The 22,433-nt window shown below is 71.3% G+C and carries 16 protein-coding genes and 1 pseudogene; 9 read left to right on the forward strand and 8 right to left on the reverse strand.

Features of this window, described 5'->3' with window-relative positions; genetic code table 11:
- Positions 1-39: 39 nt before the first annotated feature.
- The 3 genes from AB4850_RS01490 to AB4850_RS01500 all read right to left on the reverse strand — a co-directional run bounded on the left by AB4850_RS01490 (position 40) and on the right by AB4850_RS01500 (position 4,297).
- Entirely contained in the window at positions 40-1,728 is a 1,689-nt protein-coding gene (locus tag AB4850_RS01490; RefSeq protein ID WP_414440858.1) for a GMC family oxidoreductase, read from the reverse strand.
- Between the two features lie 180 nt (positions 1,729-1,908).
- A complete protein-coding gene (locus AB4850_RS01495; protein WP_414440859.1) occupies positions 1,909-2,991 on the reverse strand; it encodes an ABC transporter substrate-binding protein in 1,083 nt (360 codons plus the stop codon).
- Positions 2,992-3,187: 196 nt separating this feature from the next.
- Entirely contained in the window at positions 3,188-4,297 is a 1,110-nt protein-coding gene (locus AB4850_RS01500; protein WP_414440860.1) for an FUSC family protein, read from the reverse strand.
- 328 nt (positions 4,298-4,625) lie between these two features.
- Here AB4850_RS01500 and AB4850_RS01505 point away from each other — a divergent pair, with 328 nt between their 5' ends.
- Entirely contained in the window at positions 4,626-4,994 is a 369-nt protein-coding gene (locus AB4850_RS01505) for a nuclear transport factor 2 family protein (RefSeq protein ID WP_414440861.1), read from the forward strand.
- A gap of 33 nt (positions 4,995-5,027) precedes the next feature.
- On the opposite strand, the gene AB4850_RS01510 is transcribed toward AB4850_RS01505, so the two are convergent.
- The 3 genes from AB4850_RS01510 to AB4850_RS01520 are packed head-to-tail and all read right to left on the reverse strand — an operon-like array spanning position 5,028 to position 10,338.
- On the reverse strand, positions 5,028-7,901 hold the full coding sequence (locus AB4850_RS01510) for an Hsp70 family protein (RefSeq protein WP_414440862.1): 2,874 nt from the start codon (positions 7,899-7,901) through the stop codon (positions 5,028-5,030).
- Positions 7,901-9,748 (reverse strand): Hsp70 family protein, encoded by a 1,848-nt coding sequence (locus AB4850_RS01515; protein ID WP_414440863.1) that lies wholly within the window; start codon positions 9,746-9,748, stop codon positions 7,901-7,903. The genes AB4850_RS01510 and AB4850_RS01515 overlap by 1 nt, the downstream gene beginning before the upstream one ends.
- Positions 9,745-10,338, reverse strand: a complete 594-nt coding sequence (locus tag AB4850_RS01520) for a DUF2760 domain-containing protein (protein ID WP_414440864.1) — start codon at positions 10,336-10,338, stop codon at positions 9,745-9,747. The genes AB4850_RS01515 and AB4850_RS01520 overlap by 4 nt, the downstream gene beginning before the upstream one ends.
- Positions 10,339-10,812: 474 nt before the next feature.
- Between AB4850_RS01520 and AB4850_RS01525 the strand changes: the two genes are divergently transcribed.
- The 5 genes and pseudogenes from AB4850_RS01525 (at position 10,813) to AB4850_RS01545 (ending at position 15,171) form a co-directional block, all read left to right on the forward strand.
- On the forward strand, positions 10,813-11,757 hold the full coding sequence (locus AB4850_RS01525; protein WP_414440865.1) for a dTDP-4-dehydrorhamnose reductase family protein: 945 nt from the start codon (positions 10,813-10,815) through the stop codon (positions 11,755-11,757).
- Between the two features lie 312 nt (positions 11,758-12,069).
- Positions 12,070-12,588 (forward strand): annotated as a pseudogene (locus tag AB4850_RS01530) (RNA polymerase sigma factor); the annotation flags it as partial.
- Between the two features lie 25 nt (positions 12,589-12,613).
- Positions 12,614-13,570: an anti-sigma factor family protein gene (locus AB4850_RS01535; RefSeq protein ID WP_414440866.1), complete on the forward strand. Its 957-nt coding sequence runs from the start codon at positions 12,614-12,616 to the stop codon at positions 13,568-13,570.
- 104 nt (positions 13,571-13,674) lie between these two features.
- Positions 13,675-14,772 (forward strand): anti-sigma factor, encoded by a 1,098-nt coding sequence (locus AB4850_RS01540; protein ID WP_414440867.1) that lies wholly within the window; start codon positions 13,675-13,677, stop codon positions 14,770-14,772.
- A gap of 267 nt (positions 14,773-15,039) precedes the next feature.
- Complete coding sequence (locus AB4850_RS01545; RefSeq protein WP_277396218.1) at positions 15,040-15,171, forward strand: hypothetical protein; 132 nt, start codon at positions 15,040-15,042, stop codon at positions 15,169-15,171.
- A gap of 466 nt (positions 15,172-15,637) precedes the next feature.
- Here AB4850_RS01545 and AB4850_RS01550 read toward each other — a convergent pair whose 3' ends face one another.
- Positions 15,638-16,411: an AraC family transcriptional regulator gene (locus AB4850_RS01550; protein WP_414440868.1), complete on the reverse strand. Its 774-nt coding sequence runs from the start codon at positions 16,409-16,411 to the stop codon at positions 15,638-15,640.
- A 144-nt stretch (positions 16,412-16,555) separates the two neighbouring features.
- Here AB4850_RS01550 and AB4850_RS01555 point away from each other — a divergent pair, with 144 nt between their 5' ends.
- From AB4850_RS01555 to AB4850_RS01565, 3 genes are read left to right on the forward strand one after another with little or no spacing between them, the layout of a single operon-like run.
- Entirely contained in the window at positions 16,556-18,178 is a 1,623-nt protein-coding gene (locus AB4850_RS01555; RefSeq protein WP_414440869.1) for an efflux transporter outer membrane subunit, read from the forward strand.
- 58 nt (positions 18,179-18,236) lie between these two features.
- Positions 18,237-19,409, forward strand: a complete 1,173-nt coding sequence (locus AB4850_RS01560; RefSeq protein WP_414440870.1) for an HlyD family secretion protein — start codon at positions 18,237-18,239, stop codon at positions 19,407-19,409.
- Complete coding sequence (locus tag AB4850_RS01565; protein ID WP_414440871.1) at positions 19,406-20,980, forward strand: MDR family MFS transporter; 1,575 nt, start codon at positions 19,406-19,408, stop codon at positions 20,978-20,980. The genes AB4850_RS01560 and AB4850_RS01565 overlap by 4 nt, the downstream gene beginning before the upstream one ends.
- Positions 20,981-21,009: 29 nt before the next feature.
- Here the strand turns inward: AB4850_RS01565 and AB4850_RS01570 are convergent, their stop codons facing one another.
- A complete protein-coding gene (locus tag AB4850_RS01570; RefSeq protein WP_414440872.1) occupies positions 21,010-22,413 on the reverse strand; it encodes a PLP-dependent aminotransferase family protein in 1,404 nt (467 codons plus the stop codon).
- Positions 22,414-22,433: the final 20 nt, after the last annotated feature.

The following is a 22,433-nucleotide window of genomic DNA, read 5'->3' on the forward strand; positions in this document are numbered from 1 at the left end:
CGCCGTGCCGCGCGTCTTGCGCGGCACGGCGTTGTTCATTCAGGCGGGCGCGGCGCGGCCGAGCAGCGCGTCGGCGATGCGTTCCGCGATCATGATGGTCGGCACGTTGGTGTTCGCGCACGGGATCGACGGCATCAGCGACGCGTCGCACACGCTGAGGCCGTCCACGCCATGCACCGCGCCGTCAGGGCCGGTGACGGCCAGCGGGTCGCCGGCCGCGCCCATCCGGCAGGTGCCCGACGGGTGCCAGGTGCCGCCCACCGAGCGCGTGACGAACTCGGTCAGCGCGGCGTCGTCGGCCAGCAGCGTAGCGAGCGAGACGCCCTGCGTGACGACGCGCCCGATCAGCGCGCCGCGCAACGGCCCGGCCACGTCGAGCAGTGCGCTCAACGCGCCGCGCTGCACCGCGTTCCAGCGGCCCGGCTGCGCCACGGCCGCCACGCGCGGCGAATAGCTCGACGGAAAGCGCGGCCCGAGCCGCGCGGCCAGCGCGGGATCGGCCAGGGTTTGCGCGCCGAAGCGCACCGCGCCCTTGAGCCGTTCGAGATCGCGCGGATCCGACAGCATCGAGAACGCCACGGCGGGTTCCTCGCGCGCATCGGCCGAGGCCAGCGTGACGCGCCCGCGCGAATACGATTTGTTGACCCAGAAGAACATCGTGCCGAGCCGGTAGCCGACCGAATGCCAGCCCGAACGCGACAGGATCGCGCCGTGCATGTCGCCGGGCGGCGTGCCGGGCAGCCCCGACGAATAACGCACGATGGCCTGCTCGTGATGCTCGTCGGGAAACGGCGTGCGCGCCGCGCGCGGCAGGAACGCCGACACTGCGATCGACGGATGCTCCATCAGGTTGCGGCCCACGCCCTCGCGCGCGGCGATTACCTCGATGCCGAGCGCGTGGAGATCCTCGCCCGGGCCGATGCCGCTGCGCAGCAGCAGCGCGGGGCTGTGGATCGCGCCCGCGCTGACGATCACGTGCCGCGCATGCAGCGTGGCGCGGCTGCCGTCGGGGCGAATCACGTCCGCGCCTGTCGCGCGCTTGCCGTCGAAGCGCACGCGCTCGACTTGCGTGTCGGTGGTGATCGTCAGGTTGGGGCGGGCGCGTGCGGCGTCGTCGAGATAGCACACCGAAGTGGGGATGCGTTCGCCCTGCTCGCTGACGGCGATCGCGCCGACGAACGCGCCGTCCTGCCAGGGGCCGTTCTGGTCGTCGCGCAGCGGCAGGCCGCGCCGGCCGAGCGCGTCGATCACGCCGCGCACGAACGGCGAGAGCCGCTCGGGTGGCGCGCGTTGCACGCGCAACGGGCCGCTCGCGCCGTGCAGCGGGCCGTCGAACTGCACGTCGCGTTCGAGCTTGCGGAAGTAGGGCAGGCAGCTTGCCCAGTTCCAGCCGGACGCGCCGAGCGCTGCCCATTCGTCGTAATCGGCGGGTGCGCCGCGGTTGGCCATCAGCGCGTTGATCGCCGAGCCGCCGCCGAGCACGCGCGCCTGTTCGTAGCGGCGAGACGCGGCGGGCGCGCTCATGCGGGCCTGCAAGCGCGCCCACAGGTTGCGCGTGTCGAGATAGGCGCGGCCGGGGTAGCGGCTGCGCATGTCGGGCGGCAGTGTGGCCGCCGACACGTTGCGGCCGGCCTCGACGAGGCAGACCGAGCGGGTGGCGTCCTCGGAGAGCCGCGCGGCCAGCACGCAGCCGGCCGAGCCGCCGCCGAGTATCAGGTAGTCGTACACGATCGAAACCGGCAGGAAAGGCGCATCGCCCTGGGCGGCGCGTTATGTAGCAATTCGGCGCGCGGCAGGGCGGATGACGGGAATCGAAGTAAATTGAAACGAGCGCCGCGCGGCATCAAGTTGCGGACGCAACGAAGCGACAAAGCGGCACGCCTCGCGCGTGCCGCGCCGCCACCCCGCTTATTGCTGCATGAACTTGAGCCAGCGCGCCTTGGCCTGGATGCCTTGGGGCGTCGCCCACCATTCTTCCGACAGCAGCGCCTGCTTGGCCGCGTTGGCCGGCGAGCTGGGCAGTTCGCTCGCGCGCTGCGGCGTGATCTTGCCGGTTTGATAGGCGGCCGGGTTGCCGGGGCCGTAGTCGATGTACTTCGGCAGGTTCGCCTGCAAGTCGGGCGAGACGGCCGCATCGACGAAGCGCACCGCGTTCGCGAGGTTCGGCGCGTTCTTCAGGATGCACAGCTGGGTGTTCTGCAGGATGCCGTCGTCGTAGGTGAACGCCACGTCGGGGTTGTCCTTCGCGACCGCGCTGGCGCGGCCGTTCCAGATCATTTCCATGTCCACTTCGCCGTCGTGCAGCAACTGCGCCGATTGGCCGCCCGAGGTCCACCAGACGGCGATGTCGGGCTTGATCTGCGCGAGCTTGCGGAACGCGCGATCCACATCGAGCGGATAGAGCTTGTCGCGGGCCACGCCATCGGCGAGCAGCGCGGCTTCGAGCACGGTTTGCGGGTCGTTGCGCAGCGCGCGCGTGCCGGGGAAGCCCTTCACGTTCCAGAAATCGGCCCAGCTGTGCGGCACCTTCTTGACGGTTTTCTTGTTGTAGCCGATCACGCTCGAATAGAACTCGTACGGCACCGAATACGGCGTGCGGTATTTTTCGGGGATCGACGCGGCGCTCGGCATCTTCGTGTAGTCGAGCTTTTCGATCAGCCCTTCGGCGCCGCCGCGCAGGCAGTTCGAGGTGGGCGTGTCGACCACGTCCCAGATCGGCTTGCCGGTGGCGCCTTGCGCCTTGATCTGCGGCCATGCGTCGGGAATGCTGTCCTGCGCGATGGTGATGCCGAGCTGCTTGGCGGCAGGGTCGAGAATGGCCTTGGTCTGGGCTTCCTGGTACGCGCCGCCTTGCGACACGAAGGTGATCTGGCCGGCGGCGAGCGCCGACGTGGCGCTCGCGCTACCGATCGCGAGTGTTATGGCGGCCTGACTCAGGCGTTTCGTTTTCGTCACGACTCTTCCTCGACACGGTTGCAGTGGACACTTCATCCGGAAGGGCTGGCCGCGATGCGAGCGGCGCTCCGGGGGGAATCGATCTTCGGGTCGATTCGAATATAGTGAGCCAATTTGCTGCGGACAACGCCGAAATTGTTGGAGCCGGCATGACCTGATGTAATGGCCGCGTCGGGTGAAGTGTGTCGGTGTGCTGATGATTCGTCTGTGTTGAGCGGACGCGGGTATTCGCCTAGTTCCGAACCGGGTTGCGCTCTGCGGCGGGCGCGTTGCGTTGGGTGCCTGCGGCATGCGCGGCCTCGGACGGCATCAACAGCAAGGCCAGCGCGAGCGAGATCAGGCAGCCGGCCAGCACTTCCTCGATGCGCATGGCCGCGAGCGGCACGATCGCGAAGCCGAGCGTGCCGTACAGCAGGCCTACCAGCAGCGTGATGAAGAACACGCCGCGCGCATACGCATGAAGAATGTAATAGGCCCAGCCGAACACCGACGCGATCATCGCGGCCACCAGCACGCCGGTCTGATGCGCGAACACGGTGACGAGCAGCACGCTGGCCGCCGCGCCCGCGAGCGTGCCGATCACGCGCTGCACGACGCGCGTCCGCGTGCCCTGGTGCGAGGTGGTGCCGAGAAACACCACGAACGTGCTGATCACGGCCCACATCGCGCGATCTTCCGAGAGTGCGCCGCCGGCCAGCATCGCGAGCAGCGCGGCGGCGGTGGCGGTCAGCGCCGGCCGCCAGGCGAGGTGGTGCAGCCGGTGCGCGAGCATCGCGGCCAGCGGCGCGCGGGCCGGGCGTTCGCCGGGCGGCAGGCCGTGTTCGACCGGAATCAGCGCGCGGCCCACCAGCGCCAGCACGGCCGGCGCGAACGTCATCAGGCCGAGCATCTGCATCAGCCGCGTGGGGTCGGGATGCAGATACAGCCCGAGGTAGAACGACACCAGCGTCAGCATCGCCGCGCCCACCGCGCGGGCGCCGAGCGATTGGCCCAGCACGCCCGCGAACACCACCAGCAGCGAGCCCGCGCCGCGCCATAGCGGCTGGTCGGCCACGGCTGCCCCGGCGGCCAGCGACAGCCCGGCGCAGCTCGCGAGCAGCGCCAGCGTGACGAGCCAGCCCGACCAACGCGCTTCGCGCAGGAACAGCGGCGCGATCATCGCGAACAGCGCGGCGGGAATCGCGGCGGTCAACGGAACGTGGTGGCGAACGGCCCAGGCGAGGCCGAGGCTGGCCGTGAGCGAACAGGCGAGCGCCGAGCGGGTGGCGCCGCGCAGGCGCGCGAGCAAGGGGTCGTGCAGGCGGGCGCGATGGAACACGCGCGAACAGGCGGCGGCGATCATGGTCGACGATATCCGTGCCGGCAACCGGGCTTGTGGCCGTGTGCCGATATCCGGGCGGGCAGCCCGGCGTTGAATGGACACCGGATGCGCAGGCCCGCCGGGATCTCCGGCATGCGATGCGCCCGGTGAGGCGATCGGCCCGGGCGGCCCGCGCGCCGCGTCGAGGGTGGGACGCGGCGGCGGATGGCTCGGGTTTTCCCGGATGATATCCGGTCAAAAATGACATTGGCGGTGGCGGCTCAGGGTATCCGCCGATGCGAGAGGGGGCCGCCGGGGCGGCGGATTCGGGTACGCTGCGCTGACCGCCTGCCCCGACGAGGAGCTGCCCATGAACGCCATCGCCATCATCGAGCGCTACGAAGTTGCCTTGCGCGACGCGATGCTCGCCAACGATGTTGCATCGTTGTCCGAACTGATCGACGACGACCTGGTGTTCACGGCGCCGGACGGGCAGGTGCTGTCGAAGGACGACGATCTGGACGCGCATCGCGCGCGCTTGCTGCGCCTGCATCGGTTCGATATCTACGAGACGCGCACGCAGCGCGTCGGCGAACTGATCGTGACGGTCACGAAAGCGCAACTGGCCGGCCATTTCGGCACGACGCCGATCGACGGCCAGTTCGCCTACACGCGGCTCTGGCGCGCGGCCGGGCCGCGCTGGCGCGTGATCGCCGGGCACGCCTCGCGGATCGGCTGAGGGCGCGGCTGCACGCGCGCCTCCCGAGGCGCTTCAGCCGAGCAGCTTGAGCCCGGCCGGCAGCGCTTCGCCGAACACGCGCCCCGAATCGGCGCTGTCGAGCGTCACCACCTCCCGCACCATCGCGATCCAGGCCGGCGAGGCATGCGCCGCTTCGAGCCGTTGCAGCACGGCGGCGCGCACCGCGTCGGGCAGGTCGCGGCTGCGGTCGCCCGTCATGCGGGCGATCTGCGCGGCGGCAAACATGGCCGGTTCCACCTTCTTCCAGTCGAGCGCGAGGATCGCATCGAGCCAGCGCGTCGCCACGTCCGGCGGCACCACTTCGTGAGCACTGCCATGGAACGGCAGCCGCGCGCCGAGCCGGCCGATCGCCCACCAGTCCTGCCGGTTGCCCGGCGTGCGCGCGAGCTTGTCGAGCAAGGCTTCGGCGATGGCGATCTTGCGCGCGGCCGGCACCTGTTCGAGCGAGGCGTAGAGGCGCGTCATGTCGGCCGCACCGAGTTTCGCCGGATCGAACGGCAGGCCGTGATGCTTTTGCGCGGCGGCGGTGTCGAGCCAGTGCAGCGCGTCGAGCATCTGCTGTTGCGCCTCGGCCGGCAGGCCGCCCGCCGCACGGCGCCAGAGCGTCCACCATTCGGACCAGACCTGCGCGTCGTTGACGTGCTGGATGCCGTCGTCGAACAGTTGCCACAGTTGCTCGACGCGCCAGGCATCGAGCGGATGGCCGAAGCCGGGGCGGATGCACCAGCCGGCCAGGTTCAGCCACAGCCGTTCGTGGTCGGCCGAGCGACGGCGGCGGCCGGCGCGCGCCCACAGCGCGCCGAACAGTTGGCGCAACAGCGAGAGATCCCAATCCTGACGCGGGCCGAGCGTCTGCTCCAGTTGCGCACGCAAGCGCTTGACGGCCTTCGGATCGACGCGCGTGGAGGCCGCGCCGAACACTTGTTCGATCAGCTCGACGGCCTGCCCGAACGCGGGATGGCGCGCCTCGCCGGAGGCTTCGCCATCGGCTTGCGCTTCGCTCTCGTTGCCGCGCAGGCTGAATTCGAGTTGCCAGCGTTGCGCGTCGTCGTCGGTGGCGACGCAGTGCATGTCGAGCGTGCCGACCTCGGTCAGCGCGGTGTGCAGGCGAACCTTGCGTTCGCGCTTGCGCTCGCCGCCGCGTTGGCGCACCACGGTGGCGACCGGCGGCAGCCAGACAAAATCGTTGCCCGACAGCTCGGCGATCTCGCCCGGCTGCCACGGCGTGTCGGCGGCGGTCGAGACGAGATGGAACTGCACGGGATGGCCGAGCCGCAGCGCGAACGTGCGATCGTCGAGCCGCACGGCCTGATCTTCGGGCGTGCCGCGCGGCAGCACGCAGACGCCACGCGGGGGCGGGGCTTCGGTGTTGGCGTCGCCGTTTTCATCGACGGCGGGCGGCTTTGCCTCGCCGTCGCCGTCGAGCACGAGGAAGTAACTGCGCGGCGAACCGCCGCCGATCCTCGGCGCATGGCCCGCGCGCGCCAGCCCGTAGGCCACCGCGCCGCGCGCCACGGCGATATCGGGCTGATCGTTGTTGAGCACCTTGAGCGGCTGGCCGCGCCACGCGCCGAGCGTGTCGGCGAGCCGCCCGGCCAGCGCGCGGGCGCGGAACACGCCGCCATTCAGCAGCAGCGTGTCGGGCATCGCGAACAGGGCGTCTGAGGGATCGGTCGTTGCGTCCGCAACGGCTTCGCGCGACTGCGCGGCGAAGCGCGCCAGAAACGCCGCGACATGCCGCGTGATGGCCGGATCGGCCGCGTACGGCAGCCCGAATTCGACGATCGCCGCGCGCGAGCGGCGCGGCGTGTCGTCGGCGCGGCCGGCCGGAAAGAAGCCGTCCACCACGATCCGCTCCACCTCGTCGCGCGCGAGCCGGGTGCTGCGCGCGCCGCCGATCAGCTTCGAGCCCGCGCCGAGCAGCGTGACGGGCACCGCGTCGGGCGCGTCGTCGCCGAGCAATTGCTCCTTCGCCACGCGGCAGCGTTCGACCAGTTGCGACAGGCTGGCGGCCGACAGCCGCGCGGGCGATCCCGCCGCCGTGCCCGCTGTACCTTGTGCATCCGCGCCCGTCAGCCGGCGCTCGGCCAGATGCGCGAGCGCCAGATCCATGTTGTCGCCGCCGAGCATCAGGTGATTGCCGACGCCGATCCGCGTGAGGCGCGGCGCGCCCGATTCATCGAGGGTGCCGGGCTCCACGCGGATCAGCGTCAGATCGGTGGTGCCGCCGCCCACGTCGCACACCAGCACCAGGCGCGTGCCGTCGAGCGCTTCGCCGAGGCCGTCGCGGTGCTGATAGAGCCAGTCGTAGAACGCGGCCTGCGGCTCTTCGAGCAGCCGCAGCGCCGGCAGCCCGGCCGCGCGCGCGGCTTCGAGCGTCAGGGCGCGCGCGCCGTCGTCGAACGACGCGGGCACGGTCAGCACGACGTCCTGGGTTTCGAGCGGCGCGGCCGGAAAGCGGTGGTTCCAGGCCGCGCGCACATGCGCCAGATAGCTGGCGCTGGCGGCCACCGGCGAAACCTTGGCGACCTCGTCGGGCGCGCCCCACGGCAGGATCGGCGCGAGCCGGTCCACCGAGGCGTTCGACAGCCAGCTCTTGGCGCTGCTGACGAGGCGGCCCGGCACCTGCGCGCCGAGCTGGCGCGCGAAGCGGCCGACCACGGCCGGCTCGCTGGCGCCGCCCCACGGCAGCGCCAGCGCGTCGGCGGCCAGTTCGCCGGCCGCCGGGTGATAGCGCGAGGAGGGCAGCAGCGGCGCGGCCCCCACTTCGCCCGGCCCCACCAGTTGCTCGACCTCGAACACGCGGATTTGCGTTCCGCCCGCCTCGACGTAGGCGACGACGGTATTGCTGGTGCCGAGGTCGATCCCGACGACGTATCGCGTCATCAGGCGTCCGTGCCGCCGCGTACGTCGAACTCCACCTTCCAGCGTTCGCCGCTGCCGCGCGGCACGGCTTCGAGTTCGAGCGTGCCGGCCTCGGTGACGCGCGCATGCAGCTTCACGGCCACGATCTCGCCGGGCGTGCGGCCGTCGGCCGGCAGCGTGGCCTGGATTGCTTCGAGCTCCTGAAGTTCGTCGGCCGACCAGTAATCGAGCATCGTGCCGACCTGATCCTGGCGTCGCACCGACGAGCCGAAGAAGCGGAAGTGCACTGGCTCGCCCACCACCAGGCCGAATTCCTGCTCGGGCAGCGCGGCATCCGAGCCTTCCTCCATGCCGAACGGCGCGACGCACAGCGCCGAGATGGGCGGCTCCATGCCGGGGATTGCCGGCATCGCCGATTCGATCGCCACGTAATAGGCGCGCGCCGTGCCGCCGCGAATCCGCACGCCTCGGCCGCGCTTGACGTAGCCGTAGTAGGCCGCGCCGCGCGCCACCGCGAGGTCGAGGTCCGCGCCGCCGAGCAGGCGGGCCGGGGCCGCGCCTTCGGCCGCGAGCCAGCCGTTCAGGATCGACAGGATGCGCTCGGTCAGCAGTTCGGACTTGAACACGCCGCCGTTGAACAGCACGGCGGTGGGATGCAGGAAGCTGGCGGCCGGGTCGGCCGCGAACGGCTGGCCTTCGAGTTCGGCCAGCGCGCCGACCTGCTTGCCGAGGAAGGCGGCCAGGTGGCGCGTGATGCCCGCGTCCTGTGCGTAGGGCAGGCCCAGTTGCGTCAGGCCGGCGCGCGTGCGCACCGTCGGGCGTGCCGCGGCGTCGGTTTGCGGGAAGAAGCCTTCGAGCAGGATCTGGGTGAGTTCGGCGCGGGTCAGTTCGGTGCGGATCGAGCCGCCGATCAGCTTCGAGCCGCGGCTCGGCACCACCAGCGGCACGGTTTCCACGCTGCGGTCGGTCAGCAGCGTTTCCTTCGCACTGCGACACGCGTAGGTCAGCGCGCGCAGTTGCCACGGATCGGCCTGGGTGCCTTGCGCGGCGAGCTTGCGCGCCACCACGTGGGCGAGCGCCAGATCCATGTTGTCGCCGCCGAGCAGGATGTGCTCGCCCACCGCCACGCGGTGCAGTTCGAGATTGCCGTCGCGTTCCACCACCGCGATCAGCGAGAGGTCGGTGGTGCCGCCGCCCACGTCCACCACCAGGATGATGTCGCCGACCTTGACGTCCTTGCGCCAGCCGCCGCCGCTTTTCTGGATCCAGCTATAGAGCGCGGCCTGCGGTTCTTCCAGCAGCGTCATGCGCGTGTAGCCGGCGGCCTGCGCGGCCTCGGCCGTCAGTTCGCGCGCGGCCGGATCGAACGAGGCGGGGATCGTCACCGTCACGTCCTGGTCGGCGAACGGCGCGTCGGGGTGCGCGTGGTTCCAGGCTTCGCGCAGGTGGGTCAGGTAGCGCACCGAGGCTTCGAGCGGCGAGACGCGTTCCACTTCGGGCGGCGCGTCGTTCGGCAGGATCGCCGCGCGGCGGTCCACGCCGGGGTGGCAGAGCCAGCTCTTGGCGCTCGACACCAGCCGGATCGGCGTGCCCGCGCCGCGGCTGCGGGCCATCTCGCCGACCGCGTAGTCGCGCGTGGCCGTCCACGGCAGCGTCAGGTCGCCCGCGGCCAGTTCGCCCGGATGCGGCAGGTACAGGAACGAGGGCAGCAGCGCGGGCGTGTCGACCGCGCCCGGCGAGCTCAACTGGGCGACCGGCAGCACCTGCTGCGCGGCGGCGTCGCCGTCGCTGGCGGCCAGATCGACGTAGGACAGCGCGCAGTGGGTGGTGCCGAGATCGATGCCGATCGAGTAACGCGGGTCGCTCACAGCTCCACCTCCGCCGGCGCGATCACCGAGACATCGTGCGATTCGACCAGCTTCGGCAGCTTGACGGCCTCGGCGCGCCAGCCGCGATGGCTCAGGGTGCCGGTGAACGGCGCGGCGCCGACCACGTTGCCGGTCAGGCGGTTGGCGGTGGCGTCGAAGCCGGCCGGCAGCGTCACGCGCGTGCCTTCGGCCTCGCTGCGCACCGGGCGGATCGTGAAGTGCTCGCGCAGCGTCGCGCGGCAGCCTTCGTGCACGAGGCGCGCGGCCGCGCCGATTTCGGCGTCCGCGTAGGCGGCGATGTCTTCCTCGACGAAGTCGACGAGGCGCGCGTTCTTCTGCAGCAGGCCGAGCAGTTGCAGCGCGGCGTCGGGGCTGGCGGCCTGGATCACGGGCGCGGGCGGTTGCGGGGCGGGGGCGGGCTTGGCCGCGACCGGTTCGGGCGCTTTGGGTGCGACGGGGGCGGCGGCGGGCGCTACGCCGTTGCGCAGGTCGCGCACGTCGGCGGCGAGCTTGCCGTTGCCGAGGATGGCGAAGAACGATCCGATGGCCACCGACAGGCGGCCAGCGAAGGACAGATTCGATTCAGGCATGTCATGCAACTCCGGTGGGCAGGCCGGGCGGCGCGCGCGTGAGGCGCGCCGGCGCGGGCTGCCGGCAGGGACGGGACGAGACCGGTGCAGTCTCGAAAAACCCGTATTTTGCCTTGTTGTGGTCTGGCCCCGCGCAAAAGTCGCGGTGGTGGGGGCGGGGAAGTGCGGTGGGACGGGCTTGGGCGGGGGGGCGTCGCACGGGGTGGGCCTGGGGCGGGGCGGTTTGGGGGAAGGGGTTCGGTAGTGGTTGTGGTGGATGGAGCGATCGCGGAGGCGGGCCTTCGCCGAGGTGTTGAGGGAAGGCGTCTGACAGTGGCCGCAGCGTATAGGGCGGTCGCAGGGGGGGACCGTAGCGGGAGCGGTTCGACGATGATTGGCGGCGAAAAACGGAAGGCCGTTGCCAAACGCGCCTCGCCCCCACAACCGGCACAATAGTGCCCCGCCCGCTTGCCGGGACTATCAGGAGACCACCGGATGAAACTCGCCCTGATCGGTGCTTCGGGCCTGCTGGGCCGCGCTGTGGCCGCCGCGCTCGCGCCGCGCCGCGAATGGCAGCTCGTCGCCACCGTCCGCGATCCGGGCAGCGCGACCGCGCAGGCCGCCGCACGCCTGGCCGGGCTCGCGCCCGAGGCGCTGACGCCGCTCGACGTGCTCGATCCGCGTGCGCTCGACCGTTTCTTCGCCGCGCAGCGCCCCGACGCGGTGATCGTGTGTGCGGCCGAACGGCGGCCTGATGTGTGCGAGCGCCAGCCCGAGGCGGCGCGCGCCATCAACGTGACGGCCCCGGCCGAGATCGCCGCGCGCGCCGAGGCCGGCGGCGCGTGGACGCTCGCGATGTCCACCGATTACGTGTTCGACGGCCGCGCCGCGCCGTACCGCGAAACCGACGCGCCCGCGCCGCTCAACGCCTACGGCCGCAGCAAGGCCGACGGCGAGACGGCGCTGCTGGCCGCCTCGCCGCGCGCCTGCGCGCTGCGCCTGCCGCTGTTGTTCGGCCCGGCGCTGACCTGGGCCGATTCGGCCGTGACGAGCCTGGTGCCGGCGATCGTCGCGTCGTCGCGGCCGGGCGTCGCGCCGGTCGACATGGACGCCTGGGCGATCCGCTATCCGACCTGGACGCCCGACGTCGCGTTCGTGATCGCGCAACTGGCCGCGCGCCACGCGGCCGGGCAGACGGTGACGGGGCTGTGCCAGTGGTCCGGCGACGAGCCGATGACCAAGCACGAGATCGCCGTGCGGATCGCCGCCGCGCTCGGCATCGCGCCGCGCCTGACGGCCGTGACCGAGCCGCGCGATGCCACGCCGCGCCCGTACGATTGCCATCTCGACGCGTCGCGGCTGGAAGCGCTCGGCCTCGGCCGGCGCACGCCGTTCGATACGGCGATCCGGGCGGTGCTGGCGGCGGGGGAGGCGCTCTGACGGCGGCGGCTGGCGTCGGTTCCGCCGCCGGTTCGGCCTGCTCCTGTCGCGTCGCCAGCCGGCCGGCCGACGCGGGCTTCCGCGCCGCGTTCATGCGCCGCGACGGCCGATAGGCCCGAACCCTGTTTCCGGTTGCCTCGCAACAGGAAATCCGTCAGGCGTTCGGACGATTCCTCGTCAGCCCGCGCGTGCAGCCAGCCTTCGCATGCGGGAATCGGGCGAGGTACAATTCGCCAGCCTATTCCTCCGGCTCGCCAGCAGCCGGATTCCGGCCGGTGTGCCAGCCGGCAACCTCGCTTTCAGTTAGCCATCATGTCAACAGCAGATGTCGAGAGTCTGCCCAATCTGCTGCCCGGCATGTTGCCGCGGCTATGGGCCTTCTCGCTGCGCCTGTGCGGCAACCAGCACGACGCGGAGGATGTGCTCCAGCGTGCCTGCGTGCGCGGCCTCGAACGCGCTCACCAGCTGCAGCCGGGCACCGCGCCGCTGAGCTGGATGTTCTCGATCGTCCACTCCACCTGGATCAACGAATTGCGCGCGCGCAGCGTGCGCAGCCGTTCCAGCATGGAGTGGGACGACAATTTCCTCGAAACGGTCGCCGATCCCGGCGCGCGCAATCCCGAAGACATGCTCCTGAGCGGCGAGATCATCACCGCCGTGGAGCGCTTGCCGGAAGCGCAGCGGATCGTGATGCTGCTGGTGGCCGTCGAGGGCCTCAGCTATGCCGAGGCCGCCGACGTGCTCGAGGTGCCGATCGGCACCGTCATGAGCCGGCTGTCGCGGGCGCGACAGACCATCGGCGCCCAGTTCGGACCGCGCGACGACGCGGCCGCTTCCCCCCAAAACGAGCCGCGCGATGAAGACCGACGACGCCAGCCTGCTGGCTTATGTGGACGGCGAACTCTCGCCGCAAGATACCGCGCAGATCGAACAGGCGATCGGCGCATCGGACGAACTGTCGGCGCGCGTGGCCCTGCTGCGCGCGTCGCAACTGCCGTACGGCGAGGCGTTCGGGCAGCAGTCGCTGCCGCCCGTGCCCGAATCGCTGACGCGCAACGTGGAGGCCATGATCCGCCGGCATCGCGAGGCAGCCGCCGAGGCGGTTGCAGCCTCGGCCTCGGCTGCGACCGCCGCCGCGCCGGCTGCCGAAGAACCCGAAGCCCCGCTCGGGCCGAACGTGCACCGCCTGCGGCCGCGTGCACCGAAGCCGGCCGCGTTCACGTGGCCGAAGCTGGCCGTCGCGTTCGTGGCGGGCGCGTTCTGCTGCGGGCTGGCCCTGCAATTCCTGCCGACGCTGCGCGGCGAGGGCGCCGGGCTGTCCACGGTGGCGAGCCAGGGCGGCATGGCGCCGTGGATTCGCGCTGCCGCCGGCTATCAGCAGCTTTACGTGCGCGACACGATCGCGTCGCTGCAACCCGACGCCGGCGCGACGGCCGCCACGGTGGCGGACATCCAGAATGTCGACCGCTTGCCGGTGCAGATTCCCGACCTCAGCAGCCAGGGCCTGACCTTCAAGCGCGTGCAGCGGCTGCGCTTCCACGACAAGCCGCTCGTGCAGATCGTCTATCTGCCGAAGCAGGGCAAGCCGGTGGCGTTGTGCGTGTTGCGCGATGCGAAGGGCGATGCGGCGCCGTCGAGCGAGCAGGTGGACGGCATGTCGGTGGTGGCGTGGCGGCGCGGCCAGCTTGGCTACGCACTGATCGCCGCGCCCGGCGATGTGAACCTCGAAGGCCTCGGCAAGCAGCTTTACGACGGCCCGGCGCCGGCCACGATCGGCGCGGCCGAGGTGGCCGCGCCTGCTCCGCGCGCCTGAGCGCCGCGCGGGGGCCGGGCGGCGATAGGTCTGAACTATGCGTATCATAGCGATCTGCTAACGACGCGCCGCGGCCAACCCGCGTGCCACGACACTTGCGCCAGATGAAACCCGACGACAGCACATTGATCGCGTACGCCGACGGCGAGCTGAGCCCAGCCGCCGCGGCGTCGGTCGAACAGGCGCTGGCCGAATCGTCGGCCTTGCGGGACGAGGTGTCGCGGCTGCGCGCGTCGCGTTTGCCGTATCGCCAGGCGTTCGCGGCGCAATCGCTGCCGCCGCTGCCCGATGCGCTGCGCTTGCGGATCGAGGCGATGGCGAGCGCGGCCCGGCAGCAGCCGGCGCAGGCGCTGCCGGAAACGGGGCCGGAAGCAGGGGCTGGATCGCAGGGCGAGGCTCCGTACCGCCACGCATCGCGGCCCGAGGCATCGCACGTCGAAGCACCGCAATCCGAGGCGCTGCAATCCGAGGCGCTGCAATCGGAAACGCTGCAATCCAAGGCGCCGCTGCCGCATCTCGAAGCACCGAAACCCGAAACGCCGCACGCCAAAGCACCGCAGCCGGGCAGCGCCATGTCTGGCGTCGTGCTCCCGTTCGCCAAGCATCGCATTCCGCGCCCGGCCCTGTGGCTCGCGGCGGCGTTCGTCGCCGGCGCGTTCTGCGCGGGGCTCGTGCAGCAATTCGCGGCGGGCGGGCTGGGCGGTGGCGACACGCCGCTCGCGGCAGCCGGCGTGAAGCGGCCGTGGATCAGCGTCGCGGCCGAATATCAGCAGTTCTACACGCGCGAGACGCTGGCCGATGTCCAGCCCGATCCGGCCGTCTCGGCGCGGATCATCGGCGCGATCCGCAGCGACGACGGCATCGCCGTGCGCGTGCCCGACCTGGCCTCGGCCGGGCTGACGTTCAAATCGGTCGACCGCCTGCGCTACGACGGCAAGCCGCTCGTGCAGATCGCCTATCTGCCGGAGCACGGCACGCCGGTCGCCCTGTGCGTCATGAAGGATGCGCGGCCCGATCAGGCGATCGCCCAGCGCGAAATGCACGGCATGTCGGTCGTGACCTGGCGGCAGGGCAGTCTGTCCTACGCGCTGATCGGCAAGCCCGATTCCGGCGATCTGAACGCGATCGCCCGGCAGATCGCCGGCAGCCGCGTGGAGGCGATGTTCGCGGCGCGCGAGATCGCACGCCGGCTGCTCGGCTGACGCGTCCGCGTCGTTCAAAATTCGGCTCGGCAGGCCGGTTCCCTTCCTTTTTTGTCTCGTCTAAGCTTGTTGCGCTGCCGCAAGGGCAGCGTGGCGCCATGTCATAACGCCTTGATTTTTATAGGGTTGGAGTCGATTGAGGTTCGTCGGCACAGCCTGCGGCGCTCTGTCGCGCGGCAGTTGTTGCGAAAAGTGCAATCCCTGTTGCAGTGCGGCGAGCGATCCGTATAATGCGGGTTATTCCCTAGGTATTAACCCGAGGTCATCATGAAAGCAGCAACTGCATCCACCCCCGTCCTGGCTCAATGGTTCGCACAAGTGCGCAGCAATCTGGCACGCGCTTGGGAACTGCACGTTCGCACCTGCGAACTGATCGCCGAAGCACACCGCCGCATGTAATGGCGGGCGGCCCGGCCGCGGGCAGGTCGATGCGGAGCGGCGCAGCGCACAGCTGCGACGGTGCATCGAACTCTCCGAGCCGAAGCCGCGTTCGAACCCGGCATGCTGGTCGCCGGGTTCCGCGTGAGTCCTGACGATTCACGCATGCCGGTCACGCGAATGCTCGCGTGCCGATCGTCCCGCCGGGGCGAATCCCGCTGACAGGATTCGCCGCTCCGGCAACCGCTCGACGGTCGGCCACCGCAGCAACAGGCGCAGCAAGGCCTGATTCGCGCCACGGCCCCATTCAGTCCGTTTCGCCCCGCGAGTTCGCCGGCGAAACGCAGTTCTCGCATCGCGCGGGGCCGGCAACATGCCGGTTTCGCGGCGATTGCCTCGCATCGATGGCGCCGATCGTTCCGATCCCTGTGCGCCGCATCCCCTTCGGTCAGACCGTCCGCGCCCGGTTCCGCTGCCTTGCTCGCGCCTACGCGCGCCGCAAATACTCGCTCGGCGCCACCCCCAACACCTTCCTGAACATCGCCGCGAACGCGCTCGGGCTGTCGTAGCCGTGTTCGAGCGCCAGCTCGAGAATCGACGCACCGGCGGCCAGGCGCGGCAAGCTCAACAGCAGGCGGGCGTGCCGCCACCACGCGCCCGGCGTCATGCCGGTTTCGCGCGCGAACGTGCGGGCCAGCGTGCGGGCGTTCATGTGCGCGGCGCGCGCCCAGCCCTCCAGCGTGACCGGCTCGGCCGGATGCCGGATCAGTTGCGTGCACAGCGCGGCCAGCGCCGGATGGTGCGGCATCGGCACATGCAGCGCGAGCGGCGGGGCCAGTTCGAGCTCGTCGAGGATCAGCGCCAGCATCCGGCCGGCGCGGCGGTTCAGGTCGTAATCCCACGGCAAGCCGTGCGCGGCGGCGATCAGCTCGCGCAGCAGCGCGCCGACCTCGATCACGCGGCAATCGCGCGGCAGCCCCGGGCGCACCTCGTAGGCGACGAACAGCGAGCGCATGCGCACGTCGCCGGCCATATCGATCGCGTGATGCATGCCGGCCGGCACCCACACCGCCCGCCCCGGCGGCACCACCCAGCTTCCCGCCTCCGCGCGCACGATCATCACGCCCTCGATCGCGTGGATCAGTTGCGCCTGCACGTGCATGTGGCTCGGGATCGACGAGCCGGCCGGCATGTCAGTGGCGATCACGCCGATCTGATGCGCCTTCTCGCGGGCATCGAGCGCTTCGAAAAATTCGTTCATATGTCTATTTCGCGACGATGAATGCACATTGCGCGTGCGACTGACGCCACGCCGCGACCTTAGCATGGCCCGACTGTTTTCGTTCAACCGCTTGCGACGAGCGCTGCCGCCATGTTTCCGATGTCTTCCGACGAGCCATTGCCCGTGCCATCCGCTTGTTTCGATTGTTCCGAGTCGTGGTGTTCGCCGTGTCCGCCGACCGCGCACACCACGCAGGCCGCGCCGACTACGCCGACCGCGCCGACCGCGCAAACCGCGCAAACCGCGCAAACCGCGCAAACCGCGCAAACCGCGCAAACCGCGCAAACCGCGATTCCGCGCCCGTTCGTGCCGAGCGCCGCCGCGCTCGCCGCCGTGCTTGCGAGCGTGCTGACCGCCGCGCTGGCCGGCTGCGCCCCGGCCGCGCCGTATCGCGCGCCGGTGGCCGACGCGGCCCGCAACGCGCCGTTCGATGCCGCCGCCACCGTTCCCGAAACCCGCCCGGCCGCGCCGCCCGACCATTGGTGGCGGCTCTACGACGACCCCTCACTCGACGCGCTGATTCGCGACGCGCTCGCGCAGAACCGCGACCTCGCCGTCGCGGCGGCCCGCGTGCAGCGTGCCCGCGCGTTGCTCGGCGAGGCCGAGGCGGCGCGCCTGCCCGCCACGCAGGCGTCGTTTGGCGTGGACTACGGCCGCCATACCGCCGACCAGACCGTCGCGTCGGCGCGCGACACGGGCAGCGCCGCCACGCGCTTCGGCTGGTCGCCGGGCTTCGGCGTGTCGTGGGAACTGGACCTGTGGGGCCGCGTGCGTCATCTGGTCGAGGCCGCGCACGCCGACGCCGAGGCGCGGCAGGCCGCGTCCGACGCGTTGCGCGTGACGATCGCGGCCGACACGGCCGGCGCTTACGCGAGCGCCTGCGCCTACGGCGAACGGATCGACGTGGCGCAGCGCTCGCTCGCCGTGGCCGAACGCGTCGCGGCGCTGACGGCGCGCCAGCAGGCGCTCGGCCTCGTGTCGCGGCTCGAGGTCGCGCGGGCGCGCGCGCTGGCCGACGACACGCGCGCCGAGCTGCCCGCGCTCGAAGGCGAACGCCGCGCGTCGCTCTACGAATTGGCGGTGCTGACCGGCCGCCCGCCCGCCGAGGTGCCGGCGGCGGCCGTGCAATGCCGTCGCGCGCCGCGGCTCGCGCAGCCGTTCCCGGTGGGCGACGGCGCGGCGCTGTTGCGCCGCCGCCCCGATCTGCGCGAGGCCGAGCGCCGGCTCGCGGCGGCCCATGCCCGGGTGGGCGAGGCGCAGGCCGCGCTCTATCCGTCGATCGTGCTGGGCGGCTCGGTGAACTGGCTGTCGAGCTCGGGCGATCCCGCCTCGCTCGGCGACCGCTACGCGATCTCGTGGGGCGTCGGGCCGCTGATCAACTGGCATTTCCCGAACCTGGCCGCGAGCCGCGCGCAACTGGGCGCGGCCCGCGCCGACGACGACGGCGCGCGCGCCGCGTTCGATGCCGACGTGCTGCGCGCGCTGCGCGACACCGAGCAGGCGCTGGCGCGCTACGGCGCGGCCTGGCAACGCCGCGACGCGCTGCAGACGGCCCGCGACGAACACGCGCGCGCGTTCGCGCTGGCCGAGCGCGCGTTTCGCGAGGGCGCGGCCGATTCGCTCGACGTGCTCGACGCCGAGCGCGGCCTGATCGCCGACGAGGCCGCGCTGGCCGCTGCCTCGCAGCGGCTCGCGCTCGATCAGGTCGCCGTGTTCAAGGCGCTTGGCGGCGGCTGGCAGCCGTGATCGCCGCGCCGTTTCCCTTCCTTCATCGATCCGATTCCACGCACACTTTCACGCCGACATGAGCACGACCACCGAGCAGAACCCCGGCATCGCGCCGCACACCGAACCCGTCGCGCCACCCGCGCGCTTCGCGGGCGCCCGCCGCACCTGGCTGATCGCGGGCGGCGCGCTGGCCGTCATCGCGCTGCTGGCCTGGGGCTGGCACTGGTGGCGCGTCGCGCGCTTCGTCGAAAGCACCGACGACGCCTACGTGCGCGCCGACGTGGTGACCGTCAGCCCGCGCGTGTCGGGCTACGTCACGCGCGTCGCCGTGGACGACGATCGGCGCGTGGCGCGCGGCGACGTGCTGGTCGAACTCGACGACCGCGATTTCCGCGCGAAGCTCGACGCGGCGCAGGCGGCCGTGGCCTCGGCCGAGGCCGCCCGGCAGGAAGCCGACGCGGCGGCCGCCACGCTCGACGCCCGCATCGCGCGGCAAGGCAGCGCGATCGCGCAGGCGCAGGCCGATGTCGAGGTGGCGCGCGCCGAGGCCGACCGCCGCGCGGCCGATGCGACGCGCTATCGCGCGCTGTTGGCTGACGAGGCCGCCAGCGGCCAGCGCTGGGAGCAGGCGCGCGCCGAGGCGCTGAAGGCGCGCGGCCTGCTGGCCGGCGCGCAGGCCGCCGCCCGCGCACAAGGTGAGGAGCGCGAAGTATTGCGTCGCCGCCGCACCGAAGCCGCCGCCGCGATCGGCGCGGCGCAGGCCCGGCTGGCTGCTGCACAGGCGCAACTTTCGCTGGCGCGGCTCGATCTCGAACACACGCGCATCCGCGCCACGCGCGACGGCGTGGTGGGGCAGCGCGGCGTGCGCGCGGGGCAATACGTCGAGGCCGGCACGCCGCTGCTGGCGGTGGTGCCGCTGCACGAAAGCTATGTGGTGGCGAACTTCAAGGAGACGCAGCTCGCCGCGATGCGTGCGGGCGAGGCGGTGCGGCTCGACGTCGATACCTATTCGGGCCGCGCGCTGCATGGCCGCGTGGTGGGCATCGCGCCCGGCTCCGGCGCGCAGTTCGCGCTGCTGCCGCCCGATAACGCCACCGGCAACTTCACGAAGATCGTGCAGCGCGTGCCGGTGAAGATCGCCGTCGACGCGTTGCCGGGCGACGTGGTGCTGCGGCCCGGCATGTCGGTGATCGCGCATGTCGATACGCGCGGCGGCGGCGAGGCCGGCGCGCACGGAGCGCAACCGTGAGCGCGGCCGGCGGCGGCCACGAGGCCGTCTCGCTGCGCGCCTGGGTGGCCGTGCTCGGCGGCGTGGTGGGCTGCTTCATGGCCGGCATGAACGTGCATGTGACGAACGCCTCGCTGCCCGATATTCGCGGCTCGCTCGGCGCGAGCTTCGAGGAAGGCTCGTGGATCACCACCGCCTACCTCGTCGCGGAGATCGTCGTGATCCCGTTGACGGGCTGGCTGGTGCGCGTGTTCTCGGCGCGCCGCGTGCTGCTGGTGGGGGCATCGGGGTTTCTGGTGTTTTCGATTGCCTGCTCGATGGTGCCGAACGTCGGCGCGATGATCGCCGCGCGCGCGTTGCAAGGCGCGTTCGGCGGCGTGCTGATTCCGCTGTCGTTCCAGTTGATCGTGACCGAGCTGCCGAAGTCGCGTCACCCGCTCGGCATGGCGCTGTTCGCGATCGCCAACAACGTCGCGCAGGCGGCCGGGCCGTCGCTGGGCGGCTGGCTGACCGACACCTATTCGTGGCGCTGGATCTTCTACCTTCAGGTGCCGCCCGCGATCGCGCTGGTGGCGGCGATCGCGTGGTCGATCCGCCCGGTGCCGACCGAGCCCGGGCAGTTGCGAAACGCCGACTGGGGTGGCATCGCGACCATGGCAGTCGGCCTGAGCGCGTTGCAGATCGTGCTGGAGGAGGGCGAGCGGCACGACTGGTTCGCGTCGGGCGGCATCGTGCTGCTGTCGGCGCTGGCGGCGGCGGGCATCGCGGCGTTCGTCGCGATCGAATTGCGGCGCGCCGATCCGTTCATCAACCTGCGGCTGCTCGGCCGCTACAACTTCGGCCTGGCCAGCCTCATGCAGTTCCTGTTCGGCGGCGTGGTGTTCGGCGTGGTGTTTCTGGTGCCGAACTATTTCGCCGAGGTGCAGGGCTACAGCGCGCGCGACATCGGCCTCGCGATGATTCCGTACGGGCTGGTGCAGTTCGCGATGTCGTTCCTGACGCCGCCGCTGATGCGCCGGGTCGGGCCGCGCGCCACCATCGTGGCGGGCTTCGCGCTGGTCGCGGCTGGTTGCCTGATGAACATGCACCTCGATGCCGATTCGGCCGCCAACGTGATCGTGCCGTCGCTGGTGGTGCGCGGCATCGGCCAGTCGCTGGTGGTGATCGCGCTGTCGGTGATGGCCGTGGACGGCATCGAGAAGACGCAGCTCGGCTCGGCCTCGGGCGTGTTCACGATGGTGCGCAACGTCGGCGGCGCGGTGTTCATCGCGATCGCGAGCCAGATCGTGGTGGAGCGCGAGAAGCTTCATGCGATGCGGATCGGCGAGGCCGTCACGCCGTTCTCGGCCGCCTACCAGGAGCGCATGGCCGCGCTGACGCGCGCGATCGACGGCCTGCATCGGGCGCGGCCGCAGGCGCTGCCGCTCGACGACACGAGCGGCGTGCATCGCCTCGCGCTCGCGCTGATCGATCGGCACGTCACGCGCGAGGCGCTGCTGATGGCCTACAGCGATGCGTTCCTGCTGGCCGGCGTGGCGATGCTGGCCTGCGCGGCGGGCGCGTTCGCGCTGCGCCGCGCGACGGCGCGCTGAATCGGCCGGCCCGCGCTCGGGGGACAGCGTCAGCCCGGCGACACCGCCTTCAGCGCGGCCACGAAACGCCTGTCCGACAGATACGCCACGTTGAAGCGGCAATAGGCCGACAGCCGGTCCGCGCCGGGCGCGAACACCGCGCCCGGCGCGAGGATCACGCCCTGGTCGATCAGCGCCTGCGCAAGCTGCATCGAATCGGGCCAGCCCGGCAGCGACGCCCACAGGTACAGGCTCTGATCGCTTTCGCGGAACACCTCGGCGCCCAGCCGCCTGAGCGCCACCAGGCCGGTTTCGGTCGCGCGCCGCAGCTTGTCCTGCAGGAAGTTCGTATGCCGAAGGAAATGGCCGTCGCTGACGATCGCGTCGATGGTGCGTTCGCAGTACTCCGAACTGCTGACGTGCATCAGCATCTTGACGTCGGCCAGGTCGCTGGCCAGCCCCGCGTCGCAGGCCAGGAAGCCCACCCGCAGCGCCGCCGACACCGATTTCGCGAAGCTGCCGATGTAGATGGTGCGGCGCAATTGGTCGAGCGTGGCGATGCGCGTCAGCGTGCGCGGCTTGAGATCGGCCAGCGCGTCGTCCTCGACGATGGTCAGGTCGTAGGCGTCGGCCAGTTGCAGGATGCGGTGCGCCTTGGCCGCCGAGGTGTCGGTGGCGGTGGGGTTGTGGCCTACCGATTGCGTGAAGAACAGCTTGGGCCGGTGCGCGGCGAGTTCGGCTTCGAGCGCGGCGATCGACGGGCCGTCGGTTTCGCGAGGAATCCCGATGATTCTCGCGCCGCTCAATTTGAGCTTGCCGAACAGCGGGTAGTAGCCGGGGTCGTCCACCAGCACCGCGTCGCCCGGGTGCACGAAGTAGCGCAGCACGATGTCGATCGCCTGGTTCGCGCCGTGCGTGAGGACGATCTGCGAGGGCTGCGCGTCGATGTCGTAGCCGGCCAGCTTCTGCTGCAGCGACTGGCGCAGCGGCAGGTAGCCGTAACGGCTGCCGTAGCGGAACAGCGAGGCCACGCCGGTGCGCACCACGCGCTGGTGGTACAGGTCGAGCCGTGTCTTGGCGAGCCAGTCCACCGGCGGGAAGCCTTCGCCGAGGTTCAGCACGTTGGCGCTCTCGTGCAACTGCTCGCGCATCAGCCAGACCACGTCCATCGCGCGGTCGAGCGTGGTGGCGTCGTCGGGGTCGGCCGCGGGCGCGGCGGCCGTGCTCGCGCGCCGGCACACGAAGAAGCCGGAGCCGCGGCGCGGTTCGATCAGGCCGTTGGCGGTCAGGATGTCGAACGCGCTGACCACGGTGTTTTTCGAACAGCCCGAGGCATCCGCATATTCCCTGATCGACGGCAGCTTGCTGCCGGCCGGCAACACGCCATCCTCGATCTGTCTGGCGAGATTGTCCGCAATCGCTTCAGACAGCGTGGTTCCTGCGCGCCGTATCATCGCGTCCGCTCCGGGTGGTG

The sequence above is a fragment of the Burkholderia sp. 22PA0106 genome (assembly GCF_047497155.1).
Lineage (GTDB): Bacteria > Pseudomonadota > Gammaproteobacteria > Burkholderiales > Burkholderiaceae > Burkholderia.